The following is a 17732-nucleotide window of genomic DNA, read 5'->3' on the forward strand; positions in this document are numbered from 1 at the left end:
TAATGGCAAAACGAGGAATGCTAATTGTTCTTTCTGGTCCTTCGGGTGTTGGTAAAGGTACTGTTAGAAAAGCACTTTTTAATCAACCCAATGTAGATTTTAAATATTCAATTTCAATGACTACTAGAAAGCCTCGTGAAGGCGAAGTTAATGGAAAAGACTATTTTTTTGTTTCTAAGGAACAATTTGAGAATCATATTAAAAATGGAGAAGTATTGGAATATGCTAAGTATGTTGACAATTATTACGGTACACCATTAAAATATGTAAATGAGACTTTAGATGCTGGTCATGATGTTTTCTTAGAAATTGAAGTTAATGGTGCAATGCAAGTTAGAGCTAATTGCCCTGAAGCAATATTTGTATTTTTGACTCCACCTGATTTAGTAGTTCTAAAGAACCGTCTAATTGGTCGTGGTACTGATGATATGGAAGTCATTAATAAGCGAATTAAAAAGGCGGTTTTAGAAATTAAAATGATGCGTAACTACGACTATGCTGTTTTGAATGATAAAGTAGAGAATGCTGTTGATAGAATTCAAACTATTATTAGTAGTGAAAGACTTAAAGTAAATCGTGTTATGCCAGATTATTTATCATCGTTAGGAGACGAAGCTTAATGTTATTATACCCATCTGTAGATAAACTACTTGAAAGAGTCGATTCTAGATATTCATTAATTATGTTAGCTAGTAAAAGAGCTCATGAAATTGAATCCGGTTCTCCATTATTATTAGATAGCTATAAATCAAGAAAGCCAGTTGGTAAGGCTTTTGAAGAAATTGCTGCTGGTAAGGTAGAACTTACAAGAACCGAAAAATAATTTTTAAAACCTTTGCATTGATTGCAAGGGTTTTTATTTTTAATTTGGTAACAAAATTTTGATACAATATTAATAAATAATGATTGAGGTGTAAAAATGTTTAATAATCTAAACGTTGCATTATATGTATCTGGTAGTATTGCTGCTTATAAGTCACTAACCTTGGCTAGAGATTTAATTAAGCAGGGTGCAAATGTAAGAGTAATAATGACAAATAGTGCACAACTATTTGTAACGCCACTTGCATTTCAGACGCTTACTAAAAATAAAGTTTTTACTGACATTAGTGAAGAGCCAGATGAAAAAGAAATAACCCATATTAATATTGCAAAATGGTCCGATATATCACTTATTGCACCCGCAACTGCTAATTTTATTTCTAAGATAGCTAACGGTATTGCAGATGATGCAGCTAGCACTACCTTATTAGCAACTAGTGGTAAAAAGGTGTTAGTACCAGCAATGAATGACAATATGTGGAACAATCCTGCTACTATAAGAAATATTAATACATTAAAAAATGATGGTATAATTATTTTTTCACCTACAAAGGGATATTTAGCTGAAGGTTATTCTGGTAAAGGTAGAATGATTGAACCAGAGTTAATTATAGAAAAAATGGAGAGCAAATTAAGTAATAATCATTTATTAGAGGGAAAAAGGGTCATTGTTACTGCTGGTGGAACTAGAGAGTCTATTGATCCAGTTAGGTATATAAGTAACAATTCATCTGGTAAAATGGGATATGCGATTGCAGATGCTGCTATCAATGCAGGTGCTGACGTTACACTTATTAGTGCTCCTTCTAAATTGAATGCCAATTATAAAGCAAGATTAATTTCTGTTAATTCCTCTGCAGATATGGAAAATGCAATTAAAGATAATTTTTATCAGTCAGATATTTTAATTATGGCAGCTGCAGTTTCTGACTATAAGCCAGTTAGTTATTCTGATCAAAAAATTAAGAAAAATGATGATAATTTAGTTATAAAATTGTCGAGAACCAATGATATTTTAAAAGAAATTGCAAAAATCAAATCTGATCAATTTGTAGTAGGTTTTGCAGCTGAAACACAAAATTTAATTGAGAATGCTAAAAGTAAACTACAACATAAGAATCTTGATATGTTAGTTGCTAATGATGTTTCTGGAGATAAAGTTGGCTTTAATAGTGATAATAATAAAGTTTACTTTATTGATAATAATGGAATAATTAGCCAAACTGGTATTGAAAGTAAGCAAAAAATATCCAATGATTTAATAAAACTTATTAGTGAAAGAATTGATAAATAGGGAAGAGATATATTGAATTTAGCAAAAATAATTGTTGATGTACCAACTATGCAAACTAATGAGCCTTATACTTATCAAATTCCTGACTTCTTAAATGAACAACTAGAAAAAGGAATGCGAGTAATAGTTCCTTTTGGTAATGGTAGTCGTAAGGTTCAAGGAATTGTTTGGGACATAAATCATAATGGTAAGTTTGATGGTAAATTAAAAGCTATCGAAAGCGTCATGGATCTTGAACCTGTATTAAATGATGAACTATTATTAATGTCAAAATGGATGGCTAGTAAGACCTTTTCTTTTCAAATTAGTTGCATATTAACAATGTTGCCTAGTGTGATGCGTGCTAAATATCAAAAACAATTAAAATTAGTTGATGATATTGATGATGAAAATGTGGCTAAAATATTTAGTAAGTCTAAAATTGTAGATTTTAATCCAGAAGAATTTGATAAAGATATATTAAGAAAAATTTTGCATCTAAAGAAGAAAAATAAGATTGAAATTAAATATAATGTTAAAAATAAAGCACAATCTAAAAAAATATTAGGATTAAAGCCTAATCTTTTTGATAATGATATAGACAAAGCATTATCGAGCTTACGTTCTAATGCAATTAAACAAAAAAATATTTTATATTATATTCGAGATTATCCTAGGGAAATAATTTCACAGAGAAAATTATGCAAAAAATATGATATATCTGAGGCGGCCGTTAAAACTGCTGTTAACAAGGGTTGGTTTAAACAATTTCAGATGGAAGCTTATCGTAATCCATATAAACAACCTGTTAAAAGAAATTATCCTTTAAAACTTAATGCTGATCAATCAAATGCAGTAATTCAAGTTGGCAATTCAATCGACAATAATAATAGTAAAGTATTTTTATTAGAGGGTGTTACAGGTTCAGGCAAAACAGAAGTATATTTGCAGGCAATGCAAAAAGCATTGGCTATGGGTAAAACAGCTTTGATGTTAGTGCCAGAAATTGCACTAACTCCGCAAATGGCCAATCGAGTAAAAGGTAGATTTGGCGATAGAGTTGCGATGCTTCATAGTGGACTATCTAATGGAGAAAAATATGATGAATGGCGTCGAATAAACAATGGTGAAGCAGATGTAGTAGTAGGTGCAAGATCAGCTGTATTTGCTCCACTCAAAAATATTGGTTTAATTATTATGGATGAAGAACATGATACCAGTTATAAACAGGACGATACTCCACGTTATCATACTAGGGATGTTGCTAAGTGGCGTGCCAAATACTATAAATGTCCAGTTATATTAGGAAGTGCAACTCCTTCTTTAGAATCGCGAGCAAGAGCAACTAAGGGAGTTTATTCTTTGATAAGATTACCGCATCGAATTAATAATCAGTCACTACCAGATGTGAAAATTATTGATATGAAGAATGAACTAATTAATAGTGGCGATGAAGACTTTTCTTCTGAGCTGTTAAGTGCAATTAGAAATCGTATTAGTAAAGGTGAACAAACTGTTTTAATGTTGAATCGTAGAGGTTATTCTTCATTTATAATGTGCAGAACTTGTGGATTTGTATTGAAATGTCCTAATTGTGATATTTCATTGACATTGCATATGGATACTAAAACGATGAAATGCCATTATTGTGGCCATGAAGAACCTATACCATATAAATGTCCTAATTGCCATGATAAAAAAATTAGGTATTATGGAACAGGAACTCAAAAAGTTCAAAAAAAATTACAAAAATTAATTCCTAATGCTCAAATCATTAGAATGGATGTCGATACTACCAGAAGAAAGGGCTCTCATGAAAGACTCTTACAAGAATTTGGCCAAGGTAATGCTGACATATTGTTAGGAACACAAATGATTGCCAAAGGTTTAGATTTTCCTAATGTGACTCTTGTTGGTGTTTTAAATGCTGATACGTCATTAGATTTGCCAGATTTTCGTTCCAGTGAAAAGACATTTGAACTATTAACCCAAGTTAGTGGTCGTGCAGGCCGTGCAGAGAAGGAAGGTTTAGTTTATATTCAAACATTTAATCCAGATAATTATGCTATTCAGTTATCTAGACAGCAAGATTATGAGAAATTTTATCGAACTGAAATGAATATTAGACATATAACCAACTATCCACCATATTATTTTACTGTTAAAATAACTGCTAGTGATATAAACGAATCTAAAGCTGCTGCAAAGATGTTCGAAATATCAAAAATATTAAAAGCTAAGTTAAGTGATCAGACAATTATGTTGGGTCCATCGCCTAGTTCTATTTTGAGAATAAAAAATAAATATTATTATCAAATTATTATTAAATATAAAAATGAACCTAGTTTACATGCCTGTTTAGAGTACATTTTGCAACATTATCAAAAAGATGCACAAAAGGGACTTTATGTAAATATTGATCCTAATCCATTAAACTTTATGTAAGGAAGTATATAAAATATGCAAAAAATTGTTTTTATGGGAACCCCTTCTTTTGCGGTTCCAATTTTAAAAGATCTAGTCAAATCAAATGATTATGATGTTTTAGCCGTTGTTACTCAACCAGATCGTCCATTTGGTCGTAAGCGAGTTTTAAAAGCATCTCCTGTTAAATTGTTTGCCGAAGAAGCAAATATTGATATATTACAACCAGAAAAAATTAGTGGTAGTAAAGAAATGCAAAAAATTATCGATTTAAGCCCGGATTTTATCATTACTGCGGCGTTTGGACAGTTTTTACCTACAAAGCTTTTGAATGCTGCAAAAGTAGCTGCAGTTAATGTCCACGGTTCTTTGTTACCCAAATATCGTGGTGGTGCGCCTGTTCAATATTCAATTATGAATGGTGACGATAGAACTGGAATTTCTATTATGTATATGGTCAAAAAGATGGATGCTGGTGATATTTTAGCTCAGGAATCTATTAAAATTGAAGAAAATGATGATACTGCTTCAATGTTTGACAAATTAAGTATCTTAGGTAGTAAGTTATTATTAGAGACTTTACCAAAGATAGTTGATGGAAGTGTTAAACCAATAGCCCAAGATGAAAGCAAAGTAGTATTTTCACCTAACATCAAACGTTCTGAAGAACAACTTGATTTTAATAAAACTGCATTTTTAGTTGACCGCAAGGTTAGAGCTCTAAGACCAGATCCTAGTGCATTTACTTTTCTTAAAGGTAAACGTACAAAAATTTGGCAAACCAAAGTTGTTAATGATGAAAAGACTGATTTAGCACCGGGACAAGTTGTTATTAAAACTAAGAAGTCTTTAAAGATTGCTTGTGGCAATGGAACTGTAATCTCAATCATTGAACTTCAACCAGCTGGTAAGCCTAAACAAAATATTAATGCTTACTTAAATGGAGCTGGCCAAAGCATTAAAGAAAAGGAACAGGTAATTACTAATGAGTAAAGATAATCCTAGACTTTTAGCAGTAAAAACACTTAATAAAATATCAAATGGATCATATTCTAATTTACAATTAAATCAAGTTATTGAACATAGTGACCTGGATAGTCGTGATATAAGTTTATTAACTAATATTGTTTATGGTGTAATTCAACATCGACTAACTTTAGAATATTATCTAAATTCTTTTTTAAAAAATCCAAAAAAGGTAAACAGTTGGGTAAAAGAATTACTTTATACTTCAATTTATCAAATGTACTATCTAAATAAGATTCCTGAACGTGCTATTTTTAATGAATCTATAAAAATAGCCAAAAAATTAGGGCATGATGGAATTAGAAGAATGGTAACAGGAACATTACATCAAATACAAAGAAATGGTTTACCATCTTTTAATGAAATTAAAGATCCAATGAGAAAATTATCAATTGAATATAGTGTTTCACCTTGGATTATTGAGGAATTAAATCAACAAGTTGGTAATCAAAAAACAATCTCTATTTTAGAAAGTATTAATAAACCTTCTAAACAATCAGTAAGATTTAATTCCAAATTAATTGATAAATCTGTCTTATCCAATGAATTACAATCTGAAGGATATGGAGTAAAAAATAGTTCATTAGCAAAATCTGGCTTAATTTTGACCGATAAATCGGCAAGCTATAGTGATCTATTTAAAACTGGTAAAATGACTATTCAAGATGAAAGTGCAATGTTACCAGTTGAATCAATGGATATTAAGCCTCATTATCAGATCTTAGATGCATGTTCTGCTCCTGGCGGTAAAACTACTCAAATTGCTGAAAAATTAGATTCTAATCAAGGCGGTCATGTATTTGCACTTGATTTACATGAAAAACGTTTAAAACAGGTTGAAAAAAATGCTAAACGTTTAGGAGTATCTGATGTTTTAAGCACTGAAGCTTGTGATGCTAGAAAAATAGACTCATTGTATAAAGATGAACAATTTGATCAGATCTTGATTGATGCACCATGTTCTGGAATTGGTTTGATTAGAAGAAAACCTGAAATAAGATATGAAAAACAATTATCAGATGTTAATCATTTATCAAATATACAGCTTGATATATTAAATTCAGTTGCTCCAAAATTAAAGAGTGGTGGAAAATTAGTATATAGTACTTGTACTATTTTAAACCAAGAAAATATTGATGTTATTGATAAATTCTTGTCTTTAAACTCAGATTTTGAATTAGTAACTACTAAAACTTTATTGGACTTAAAAAATAATGATAAATATTTGAAAATTTACCCAGATGATTATGAATCAGATGGATTTTTCGTATATAATTTAATTAAAAAATAGTGGAGATATTATGCAAATAATTGCTAAATCATCGATTGGGAAAGTTAGAGCTAATAATGAAGATTGTGTAGGCTATTTTTATAATCATCAGGGTGCTTTAATAGCAATTCTAGCTGATGGCATTGGTGGTAATCGTGGTGGCGATGTAGCATCTAAAATGGCTGTTAATTTATTAGGGAATGCTTTTAAACAATATACTATTAGTTCAATTAAAGATGTTGAAAAATGGATTCAAGAACAATTTAAAAGTATTAATAATCAAATAGTTAATAAATCAGAAGAAACACTTTCACTTGATAAAATGGGGACAACAATTGTTGTCGCATTATTTTTTGGTAATCAATACTTAGTTGCTCATTTAGGTGATAGTAGGTGTTATTTGCTTCATAATAATAATATGCAACAAATAACTGAGGATCATTCTTACGTAAATATGTTAGTAAAAAAGGGTGAAATATCTAAAAAAGATGCTAGTTATTCTTCTTTAAAGAATATTATTGTCAAAGGATTAGGAGTATCTGGGGATGCTAATACCAATATCACTAAGATAAGCTTATCAACAAATGATATTATTTTATTATGTAGTGATGGGCTTACTAATATGGTGAATGATTCATATATTTATGAAAAACTCAGTAAAAATCAATCTATTGATGAAATAGCCAATGATTTAATAAAAGGAGCTAATGATAACGGTGGTAGTGATAATATATCTGTCATTATTATTAGAAATTCTTTAGGAAGTGATAATCTATGAAAAACGGTACAGTGTTAAATAATCGTTATAAGATTATCAATAAAATTGGTGAAGGTGGAATGGTAAATGTCTATTTAGCTAATGATAATAAAAATAAACGTTTAGTTACCATCAAAATTATAAGACTTGATTTTCAACATAGTAAAAAAGCTCAGCGACATTTTAAATATGAAAAGTTAGCTATTAATAAATTAAAAAGTGAATATATTGTTAAAGTATACGATGTTGGAAAATATAAAGATATGCAATATTTAGTTATGGAATATGTTCCAGGATCCGATTTAAAAAAATATATTCAAAAAAATTATCCTATTGACCTAAAAACTGTTGTTTATATTATGAGTCAAATACTCAATGCTGTGAATGTAGCACATAATCATGGTATTATTCATCGTGATTTAAAACCACAAAATATTTTAATTAATAAAAATAAAAATATTAAAATAACTGATTTTGGAATTGCTGTTATGACTGATCTATTACCATTAACTCGTACTAATTCTATCGTTGGTTCAATTCATTATATATCGCCTGAACAAACATTAGGGAAATCAGTCACTATGAAATCTGATATTTATTCTTTGGGTATTATTCTATATGAATTATTGGTGGGAAATGTTCCTTTTAATGGAGATTCTCCAGTTAGCATTGCTATGAAACATTCACGCAGTAACATCCCATCAATAATGAATCAAAACAGCAAAGTACCTCAATCACTAGAAAATGTGGTATTAAAAGCTACAGCAAAAAGGCCTAGTGATCGTTATGATAGTGTTTTAGAAATGAAGAAAGATTTAGAAACCGCTTTAGATCCTAGCAGAAAAGATGAAGCTAAATTATTTTTTAAAGTTGAAAATAAAAAAGATATTGATAATGATGAAACAAAAATATTGAATTTGGAAAACCTAAAAAAAGACGATGCTAGAATTAACATTTTAAATAACAATAAAAACAAAAAATTATTATTTCTGATTACGGTATTTTTGTTATTCATTATTTTAATTATATTACTATTACATTTAACCTTATTTTCTAGAGTTAATGTTCCAAATGTTGATAATATGACAATTGAAAAAGCTAAATACAATATCAAAAAATCAAAGTTACTTTCCACAAAAATAATTTATCGAAACAACTACGAAGTTCCTTATAACCATGTTATTAAGACCGAACCTAATGCTAAAACTAGATTATTAAATCATTCTGGCATTAAATTAATTGTTAGTAATGGTGCTGGTGTAATTAATATGGACAACTATGTTGGTAAGAATTATGATAAAGTTTATCCTAAATTATCCAAAATGGGGTTTAAAGTTAAAAAAATTTATAACTATAATGACTACTTTATGCCTAACCATATTTTGAATCAAAGTATTTTACCTAATGCTAAGGTTAGTCCCAAAAATAAGTCTCTAAATTTAGTTGTATCAAAATATGGTGAATCATTTACAATGAAAAATTTAGTTGGAAAACATGAAGAACAGGCTAAAAAATATGTAAAAGATAAACATCTAAATGCTAAATTTCATTATGAAAATACTAAAGATGAACCAGTCGGGGTTGTTTACCAACAAAATCCTAGTGATGGTTTGAAACTTCAAAGTGGTTATAATGTTGAAATTTGGGTTTCAAAGGGGAACACAAGTGGTGTAAACTTAAGCCATGGATTCAACTTGTCATTACAAGTTCCATATAAAAAGACTAATAACTCAAATGGAAATAAAATTACTGTTTATTCTAATATAAATGGCAAAGGACTTTCATTCTATGAGACTATATACATTAATAAGGATACTAATATAACGATTCCATATAATTTAAAGTCAAATGAAAAATCAAGATATGAAATATATCGAGACGGAAAACTAATTATGAAATAAAGATTGAGGTGATTAATTGTCAAAAGGAAAAGTATTTCAATCACTTAGTGGATTTTATGATATTATAAGTGATGGTAAAATATATAGAACTCGTGCTCGTGGTAATTTTAGAAAGCGTAGAATTACTCCATTGGTGGGTGATGAGGTAGAATTTCAATCAAATTCTTTAACAGAAGGATATTTACTTAAAGTATTTGATAGAAAAAATTCATTAGTTAGACCTCCAATAGCTAATATTGATCAAGCTGTTGTGGTAACTTCAACGATTCAACCAAATTTTTCTAGTAATTTATTAGATCGTCAGTTAGTTGCTTTAGAAATAAATAATATTAAGCCAATTATTTATTTTACCAAGATAGATTTATTGGATAATGATAGTCTTAATTATTTCAATAATATCAAATCAATTTATCAGAATATTGGCTATAATGTTATTATGTCTAATGGTGAAAATGATATTGAATCTTTAAAAGAATTAAATAAATGTTTTAAAGATAAAGTAAGCGTAATTATGGGACAAACAGGTGCTGGTAAGTCTACATTATTGAATAAGATTGCTCCAAAGCTCAATTTACCAACCGGTGAAATATCATCATCCTTGAATCGTGGGAAACATACCACTAGAAAAGTTAGCTTTCTTAAAATGAATGGTGGCTTGGTTGCCGACACTCCTGGATTTTCGTCTTATGATACTTTTGATATTAGATCTGATGAACTTAGAAATTACTTCCCCGAATTTAAAAGAAACGCTGATAAATGTAAATTTAGGGGATGTGTTCACATTAATGAACCTAAATGTGAAATAAAAAAATTATTAGATGATAATAAATTATCTCACGAACGTTATAATAATTATTTACAGTTGTATAAAATATTAAAGAACAAAAAACCAATTTATAATAAAAAGAAATGAGGACATATTTATGATTAAAGTAGCTCCATCAATTTTAAGTGCTGACTATTTAAATTTAGAAAGAGATATTAATAAAATTGAAAAAGATGCTGAATATTTACATATTGATGTAATGGATGGTGATTTTGTACCTTCAATTTCATATGGACCAGGATGGGTTAAACAGATTAGAAAAATTTCTGATTTAATTTTAGATGTTCATATGATGGTAAGAAATCCTGAAAGATATGTAGATGAATTTGCTGACAATGGTGCAGACCTAATTGGGGTTCATGTAGAAGCTACACCACATATCCATAGAGCATTACAAATGATTAAAAATAAGGGAGTAAAAGCTGAAGTTGTTATTAATCCTGGAACTCCAGTAGAAGCTATTAAGCCCGTATTATATATGGTTGATCAAGTGTTAGTAATGACTGTTAATCCTGGATTTGGTGGTCAAAAATTCTTACCTGAAACTGTTAAGAAAATTCAACAATTAAATGATTTAAAGAAGAGTGAAGGTTATTCATTTGATATTGAAATCGATGGTGGGGTTAACAATGAAACTGTTAAAACTGCTTATAATGCAGGTGCTACAGTTGCTGTTGCTGGTTCCTATGTCTTTAACGATGAAAATCCTTCATCAAAGGTTCAAGCTATTAAGGATGCCACTAAATAATTATGAAAACTGTTAATTTATTAGTAGGTGGGCCCACTAATTTATGGCCTAATGATTTAAAATTAGGAAAAATTCATGATAATTGGATTGGTGTTGATCGTGGTAGCTTTAGATTGATTGAGATGGGAATAAATCCAATTGTATCTATTGGTGATTATGATTCTATGAATGATGAAGAATTGTCTATTGTTAAAAGTCATGTAGATGACTTAAGAACTTTTGATCCAATTAAAGATGATACAGATACTCAATTAGCTTTAAAAATAGCTAATAAAGAATTAAATGCTGATATAATTAACATATATGGAGCGACTGGTGGAAGACTAGATCACTTTTTATCTAACTTTTTAATGATGACTGAACCAAGGTATAAGAAGATCGTTAGTAAGATCAGAATTATAGATAATCAAAATACGATATCTTACTTCTTACCTGGCAGTCATATAATTAAAAAGGAATTAGACAAGAAATATTTAGCTTATTTACCATTGAACGAAATGAATTTAACTTTAAATGATGTTAAATATACTTTAGATAATTATCATGTTGCTAGGCCAATATCTTTTGCCAGTAATGAATTTATTGGTACGAAGGCGAAGTTTTCATTTGATAAGGGTATTTTAAGCGTTATTCAAAGCAAAGATTTATAAAAGTAAAAAAAACGATGTCTACTATACAGAATAGACATCGTTTTTTTGTATTAAAAAAGCTTGGCCAACAAGCCAAGCTGAATATAATTAGGCACGAGTAACTTTACCTGATTTTAGTGTACGGGTACTAACCCAAACTTTCTTAGGTTTGCCATCTACAAGGATATTAACCTTTTGTAGGTTTGGCTTCCAGCTACGACGTGAAGAATTCAAAGCATGGGAACGTTTGTTACCATAATGAGTTCTTTTACCATTAATAAAATCTTTAGCCATCGGTAAATTCCTCCTTTTAATGATTTCTCAAAAGCGTTGCTTTTATTACATCTCACTCTAATAATTTAGCATATTAAAAGCGGATTTGCAATGTTTTTCTTTCAAGGAATTATACTTGACAGTTTAAACCCTTTTATAATAACAACCCTTTAGCTTTTTTTAAACTTGTGGTAATATTATATATCGAATATATTAGAAAATTTATCTTCTAAGGAGGCTATGGTTATGGCCGTAAAAATTAAAACAAAACATGGATTAATTGATATTGATAACAATGTCATTGCTACTGTTGTTGGCGGTGCTGCTACTGATAACTTTGGGGTTGTTGGCATGGCTAGCAAAAATCAAATTAGAGATAATGTTAATGATATTTTAAAAAAAGATAATTATGCAAGAGGTGTTGTTGTTCGTCAAAATGACAACGGAATCTCTGTTGATGTAAATATAATTGTGAGCTTTGGAACAAAAATTTCAGAAGTTTGCAAAAATGTTCAATCAAAAGTGAAATATAATTTAGAAACGATGCTTGGCATTTCTGCCAATGCAGTCAATGTTATTGTTCAAGGTGTTAGAGTCTTAGACTAATAACTAATTGATTGTGATTAATCGGAGGAGGTTTATTGTAGTTGTCTGTTTCAAATATAACAAGCGAAAAATTTAATCAGATGGTACAAGCAGCATCTATAACTTTGAATAATAATGCAAAATTTATTAATTCTTTAAATGTGTTTCCAGTTCCTGATGGTGATACTGGTACAAATATGAGCATGTCTTTTGCTAGTGGTGCTAAATATGTAGACCAAGATAATAGTGAATCTGTTGGCGATTTGGCAAAGTCATTAGCTAAAGGATTATTAATGGGTGCTAGGGGTAATTCTGGGGTTATCCTTTCACAAATTTTTAGAGGCTTTTCTAAATCTGTTGAAGATAAAAAAGAATTGGATGCAAATGATATTACTGATGCATTCATTAATAGTGCTAAAATTGCCTATGGATCTGTAATGAAGCCTACAGAGGGTACAATTTTGACAGTTATCAAAGGAATTGCTCAAGCTGGAAAGGATTCCAATAAGCAAGATTTAGCTGAATTATTTGATGAATTAACTAATGGTGCTGATATTGCTTTAAAATCAACTCCTGATTTGTTGGATGTTTTAAAACAAGTAGGGGTAGTTGATTCTGGTGGTCAAGGCTTATTTTTTGTAATTAAAGCCTTTAGTGATGTACTAAATGGTAGAAAAATAGAATCAAGTCATCAACCTAACGCTGCTGAAATGAGTCAAATGATAGACGCTAATCACGAACAAAGTGATGAAAGTGCACAAGGCAAGTTAAATCCTGAAGACATTAAGTATGGTTATTGTACACAAATAATGGTTAGAATTGGTCGCGGAAAACAAATCAAATATGATTTTGACTACGATAAATTTTATGAATACTTAGCTAAATTAGGTGATTCTTTATTAGTTATTAACGATGATGAAATTGTTAAAGTTCATGTTCACACTGAGCATCCAGGAAAAGTACTTGCTTGGGGACAATTATTTGGTGATTTAGCTAATGTTAAGGTTGATAATATGCGTCTACAACAAGAGGATATTATTGAAAAAGATGATAAAAAATCGGCTAAAGAAGATAATACACCTAAGGAAACTGCGATTATTTCAATCGTATCAGGTGATGGACTAGGAGAATTATTTCGTAGTTTAGGTGTTACTAACGTTATTAAGGGTGGACAAACAATGAATCCTAGCACTCAAGATATTGTGGACGCTGTTAATAGTAGTAATGCTAAAAAAGCTATTGTTTTGCCTAATAATGGAAACATATTTATGGCCGCTGAACAAGCTGCCGAAGTTTCAGATATACCTACTAAAATTGTTCATACTAAAACTTTACAACAGGGCCTTACATCCGTCTTATCATTTAATCCAACTGCTTCATTAGATGAAAATATTGGTTCAATGGAAGACATGTTAGATACGGTTAAAAGTGGAGAAGTAACTTATGCTGTCAGAGATACCAATATAAATGGTGTTGATATTAAAAAAGGCCATTTTATGGGTATTGTTGATGGTGATATTCAAATTACTGGGAAACATTCTGTTGATACTGCTGTTCAAATGGTTCAAAAAATGTTAGATGAAGATAGTGAAGTTATTACCATCATTTATGGTAGTGATTCTAATGAAAAGGAAGCTAACAAAGTAAAATCTGCTTTAGAAAAAATCGATTCTTATCTTGAAATCGAAGTTCATGAAGGAGATCAGCCAGTTTATCCATTTTTAGTTTCAGTAGAATAAATCAATCGGAGGTTACTCCGGTTTTTTTATTTATTATTTTCTTGATTAGGAGTTGATTTTATGAAAAATTTAAAAGATAATGTATCAGTTCTTAAGGGCGTGGGTCCTAAAAAACAAGAAGCATTATCTGAACTTCAAATTAATACTATTTTTGACTTATTATCTTATTATCCATTTAGATATGATGATTTTGAAGTTAAAAATATTAATGATATTGTTGATCAAGAAAAAGTAACTTTAAAGGGAACTATTGCTTCTGAACCTACAGTTGTTCATTATGGTCGTAGAAGGAATATACTAAATATTCGATTTTTAATTAATGACGATATAGTAAAGGTCACTTTTTTTAATCAGCCATGGTTAAAAAAGCAGTTACCGGTAGGAAAAGAAGTTTTAATCTATGGTAGATTTGATAAAAATCGTTCATCTATGGCCGGCATTAAAATTTTGCAGTCTAGCGATAGTAATCAAATGAGTTCCATCTATCCTACTAATAAACATGTAAGACAAAGTACTATTAAAGAAACAGTAAAGTTAGCATATGAAGAATATAAAGATTGTATTTTTAATATTGTTCCTGATGATTTAAGAAATAAATATAAACTAGAAAATCTCAAGACGGTTGTTCATGACATGCATTTTCCGAAAACAAAAAAAGAAGCAATGTTAGCTCGTCGAACTGCTAAATTTAATGAATTCTTTTTATTTCAAATGCGTTTGCAAAATTTAAAGTCGGTTAATCAAAATAAAGGTCTATCTATTAAATTTGATCAAACCAAAATAGACCAATTCATTGATAAATTACCATTTGAATTAACAGATGCTCAAAAAAGAGTTGTTAATGAGATTTTTATGGATCTTAAATCTAATCGTCAAATGAATCGACTGTTACAAGGAGATGTTGGTTCTGGTAAAACTATTGTTGCAGTATTAGGAATATATGCATGTATTGATGCTGGGTATCAAGCTGCTTTAATGGCACCAACAGAAATTTTGGCTGAACAACATGCTAATAAATTAGCTAAATTATTTGAAAATACTAATATTAATGTGTCATTATTAACCGGTAATACTAAACAATCTGCTCGTAAGGAATTACTTCCAAGAATAAAAGATGGAGAAGTAAATTTAATAATAGGTACACATGCATTAATTCAAGATAGTGTTGAATATGCTGATCTAGGATTAGCCATAATTGATGAGCAACATCGTTTTGGTGTCAATCAGAGAAAAAATTTGCGAGAAAAGGGTAAAGGAACCAATGTTTTAGCAATGACAGCTACCCCAATTCCTAGAACTTTAGCAATTACTTCATATGGTGAAATGGATGTATCAGTAATTGACAAATTACCAGCTGGGAGACAACCAGTTAAAACTTCTTGGATAAGAGAAAATCAATTTAAATCTGTTTTACCATTTATTAATGACAGATTATCATCTGGAGAACAAATCTATGTTGTTACTCCTTTAGTTGAAGAGTCCGAAGCAGTTGATATGAAAAATGCGGTTAATATTTATGAAAGTTTTAAAAATATCTTTGAACCTAAATATCAAGTTGGACTTTTACACGGAAAAATGAATGATGATGAAAAAAATAGTATTATGGGTGAATTTCAAAAAAATAATTTACAAATTTTAGTTTCAACAACAGTTATTGAGGTTGGTGTAGATGTAAGTAATGCAACGATGATGATTGTATTTAATTCTGATCATTTTGGTCTTGCCCAATTACATCAACTACGAGGAAGAGTAGGTCGTGGAAAAAATCAATCATATTGTTTATTAGTAGCAGATCCTAAAACTGAAGTTGGTGCTAAAAGAATGAACGTAATGGTTGATAGTAATAATGGTTTTATTATTTCACAAAAGGATCTTGAACTTAGAGGCCCAGGGGATGTAATGGGTAATGCCCAATCTGGAGTGCCAGACTTTAAGGTTGGCGATCCAGTTGCTGACTTAACAATGTTGAATATTGCACAACAAGAAGCTATTCAAATTGTTAGTCAAAGTGATTGGAAAACTAAATACAGTAAATTATTTGAATATGTCAGCGAAAATAACAAAAAAATATTTGATTAATTAAAGGAGAAACAAGATGAAAATTGCAATTGATGCTATGGGTGGAGATTATGCACCAACAGAAGTAGTTAAAGGTGTGGAATTGGCTAGAAATGAATATCCAGATCTTGAATTTAAATTATTTGGACAAATTGATAAGATTAAGCCACTAATTGAAAATGAAGAAAGAATTGAATTGATTCAGTCCGACGAAATAATTGAAATGGCTGAAGAACCAGTTAAAGCAGTTATGAAAAAGAAAAATTCTAGTTTAGATATGGCTGCTCAGTCAGTAAAAAATCATGAAGCAGATGCTTTCTTTTCTGCTGGGAATACTGGGGCCATTTTAGCAGCTGGATTATTTATCATAGGTCGAATTAAAGGTATTGATAGACCGGGATTAGCTACTACTCTACCAATTGTTAATGATCCAGAACATGATAACTTTGTTATGCTAGATGTTGGTGCTAATGCTGAATCTAAATTATTTAACTTATATCAATATGCATTTATGGGTAAATATTACGCTGAAAATGTTAGAAAGATTAATAACCCAAGAATTGGATTATTAAACAATGGGACAGAAGCTGATAAGGGTGATAGTTTGCATAAAGCAGCTAATGAGTTACTATCTAAAGATAATAATTTAAACTTTATTGGTAATGTTGAATCAAGAGAATTACTAAATGGTGCTGCTGATGTGGTTATTACTGATGGCTTTACTGGTAATGCTGCATTAAAGGCAATTGAAGGAACTGCTTTATCATTATTAACCTTAATTAAGGGAGATATTATGTCTGCTGGTTTAAAATCAAAATTTGGGGCATTGATGTTAAAACCTACATTTAAGAAAATTGGCAAACAAATGGATTATTCTCAATATGGTGGTGCTGTTTTAATGGGAACTAAAGCCCCCGTTGTTAAGGCGCATGGAAGTAGTAAAGCCATTACCATTAAAAATACAATTTTCCAAATTAAATCAATGATTGATTCTAAAACAATTGATAATGTTGTTTCATATTTTGATGAACATTCAGATAAAATGGCAGAAATTAAACAAAATGCTAAAAACAAATAAATCTGGTATAATTTAGATACTAATTTAATATAGATTTGAGGAAAGCTAAATGAACAAAGAAGAAGTATTGAATAAAATTTCCGATATGGTTGCAGATCAATTTAGCGTTGATCGTGATTCAGTTAGTGGTAGTTTAAATTTCCAAAAAGATTTAGATGCTGATTCAATTGATTTTGTTGAATTTGTTTTAGATCTTGAAAACACTTTTAATACTGAAATTTCAGATGAAGATGCTGAAAAAATTCAAACCATTGACGAAGCTGTAGACTATGTAATGTCCAACTCAGACAATAAATAGATAATTTATAAGGCGATTACTCAAA

At 29.9% G+C, this 17732-nt stretch carries 17 protein-coding genes; 16 read left to right on the top strand and 1 reads right to left on the bottom strand.

Annotated elements, in window-relative coordinates:
- The first annotated feature begins 2 nt into the window (after window positions 1-2).
- From gmk to C7N41_RS04625, 11 genes are all read left to right on the top strand, one after another.
- Window positions 3-620 (top strand): guanylate kinase, encoded by a 618-nt coding sequence (gene gmk / locus C7N41_RS04575; protein ID WP_105964546.1) that lies wholly within the window; start codon window positions 3-5, stop codon window positions 618-620.
- A complete protein-coding gene (gene rpoZ, locus C7N41_RS04580; RefSeq protein ID WP_105964547.1) occupies window positions 620-823 on the top strand; it encodes a DNA-directed RNA polymerase subunit omega in 204 nt (67 codons plus the stop codon). The genes gmk and rpoZ overlap by 1 nt, the downstream gene beginning before the upstream one ends.
- A 96-nt stretch (window positions 824-919) precedes the next feature.
- The gene (coaBC, locus tag C7N41_RS04585; RefSeq protein ID WP_105964548.1) at window positions 920-2116 is read left to right on the top strand and encodes a bifunctional phosphopantothenoylcysteine decarboxylase/phosphopantothenate--cysteine ligase CoaBC; all 1197 of its coding nucleotides are present in this window, start codon (window positions 920-922) and stop codon (window positions 2114-2116) included.
- A 9-nt stretch (window positions 2117-2125) separates the two neighbouring features.
- Window positions 2126-4540, top strand: a complete 2415-nt coding sequence (priA, locus tag C7N41_RS04590) for a primosomal protein N' (RefSeq protein ID WP_105964549.1) — start codon at window positions 2126-2128, stop codon at window positions 4538-4540.
- Window positions 4541-4555: 15 nt separating this feature from the next.
- Window positions 4556-5512 (top strand): methionyl-tRNA formyltransferase, encoded by a 957-nt coding sequence (gene fmt, locus C7N41_RS04595; protein WP_105964550.1) that lies wholly within the window; start codon window positions 4556-4558, stop codon window positions 5510-5512.
- The gene (rsmB, locus tag C7N41_RS04600; RefSeq protein WP_105964551.1) at window positions 5505-6836 is read left to right on the top strand and encodes a 16S rRNA (cytosine(967)-C(5))-methyltransferase RsmB; all 1332 of its coding nucleotides are present in this window, start codon (window positions 5505-5507) and stop codon (window positions 6834-6836) included. Before fmt ends, rsmB begins: the two co-directional genes overlap by 8 nt.
- Before the next feature lie 10 nt (window positions 6837-6846).
- Window positions 6847-7593, top strand: coding sequence for a Stp1/IreP family PP2C-type Ser/Thr phosphatase (locus C7N41_RS04605; protein ID WP_105964552.1), 747 nt, complete (start codon window positions 6847-6849; stop codon window positions 7591-7593).
- Window positions 7590-9473: a Stk1 family PASTA domain-containing Ser/Thr kinase gene (pknB, locus tag C7N41_RS04610; protein WP_105964553.1), complete on the top strand. Its 1884-nt coding sequence runs from the start codon at window positions 7590-7592 to the stop codon at window positions 9471-9473. The genes C7N41_RS04605 and pknB overlap by 4 nt, the downstream gene beginning before the upstream one ends.
- A 16-nt stretch (window positions 9474-9489) precedes the next feature.
- Complete coding sequence (gene rsgA / locus C7N41_RS04615) at window positions 9490-10386, top strand: ribosome small subunit-dependent GTPase A (protein ID WP_105964554.1); 897 nt, start codon at window positions 9490-9492, stop codon at window positions 10384-10386.
- Between the two features lie 10 nt (window positions 10387-10396).
- On the top strand, window positions 10397-11047 hold the full coding sequence (gene rpe, locus C7N41_RS04620) for a ribulose-phosphate 3-epimerase (RefSeq protein WP_105964555.1): 651 nt from the start codon (window positions 10397-10399) through the stop codon (window positions 11045-11047).
- Between the two features lie 2 nt (window positions 11048-11049).
- Complete coding sequence (locus C7N41_RS04625; protein WP_105964556.1) at window positions 11050-11697, top strand: thiamine diphosphokinase; 648 nt, start codon at window positions 11050-11052, stop codon at window positions 11695-11697.
- Window positions 11698-11784: 87 nt separating this feature from the next.
- Here C7N41_RS04625 and rpmB read toward each other — a convergent pair whose 3' ends face one another.
- A complete protein-coding gene (gene rpmB / locus C7N41_RS04630; protein ID WP_105955985.1) occupies window positions 11785-11970 on the bottom strand; it encodes a 50S ribosomal protein L28 in 186 nt (61 codons plus the stop codon).
- Window positions 11971-12195: 225 nt separating this feature from the next.
- Here rpmB and C7N41_RS04635 point away from each other — a divergent pair, with 225 nt between their 5' ends.
- Genes C7N41_RS04635 through acpP form a run of 5 tightly spaced genes read left to right on the top strand, consistent with a single transcriptional unit; the run spans window position 12196 to window position 17707 of the window.
- Complete coding sequence (locus C7N41_RS04635) at window positions 12196-12555, top strand: Asp23/Gls24 family envelope stress response protein (protein ID WP_105964557.1); 360 nt, start codon at window positions 12196-12198, stop codon at window positions 12553-12555.
- A gap of 41 nt (window positions 12556-12596) precedes the next feature.
- Window positions 12597-14273 carry a DAK2 domain-containing protein gene (locus C7N41_RS04640; RefSeq protein ID WP_105964558.1) on the top strand — a complete coding sequence of 559 codons (1677 nt, stop codon included), beginning with the start codon at window positions 12597-12599 and terminating at the stop codon, window positions 14271-14273.
- Between the two features lie 60 nt (window positions 14274-14333).
- On the top strand, window positions 14334-16352 hold the full coding sequence (gene recG / locus C7N41_RS04645) for an ATP-dependent DNA helicase RecG (protein WP_105964559.1): 2019 nt from the start codon (window positions 14334-14336) through the stop codon (window positions 16350-16352).
- A gap of 16 nt (window positions 16353-16368) precedes the next feature.
- Window positions 16369-17409, top strand: coding sequence for a phosphate acyltransferase PlsX (gene plsX / locus C7N41_RS04650; RefSeq protein ID WP_105964560.1), 1041 nt, complete (start codon window positions 16369-16371; stop codon window positions 17407-17409).
- Between the two features lie 49 nt (window positions 17410-17458).
- Entirely contained in the window at window positions 17459-17707 is a 249-nt protein-coding gene (gene acpP / locus C7N41_RS04655) for an acyl carrier protein (protein WP_105964561.1), read from the top strand.
- Window positions 17708-17732 lie beyond the last annotated feature (25 nt).

The sequence above is a fragment of the Apilactobacillus micheneri genome, from assembly GCF_002993975.1.
GTDB classification, from domain to species: Bacteria; Bacillota; Bacilli; order Lactobacillales; family Lactobacillaceae; genus Apilactobacillus; species Apilactobacillus micheneri.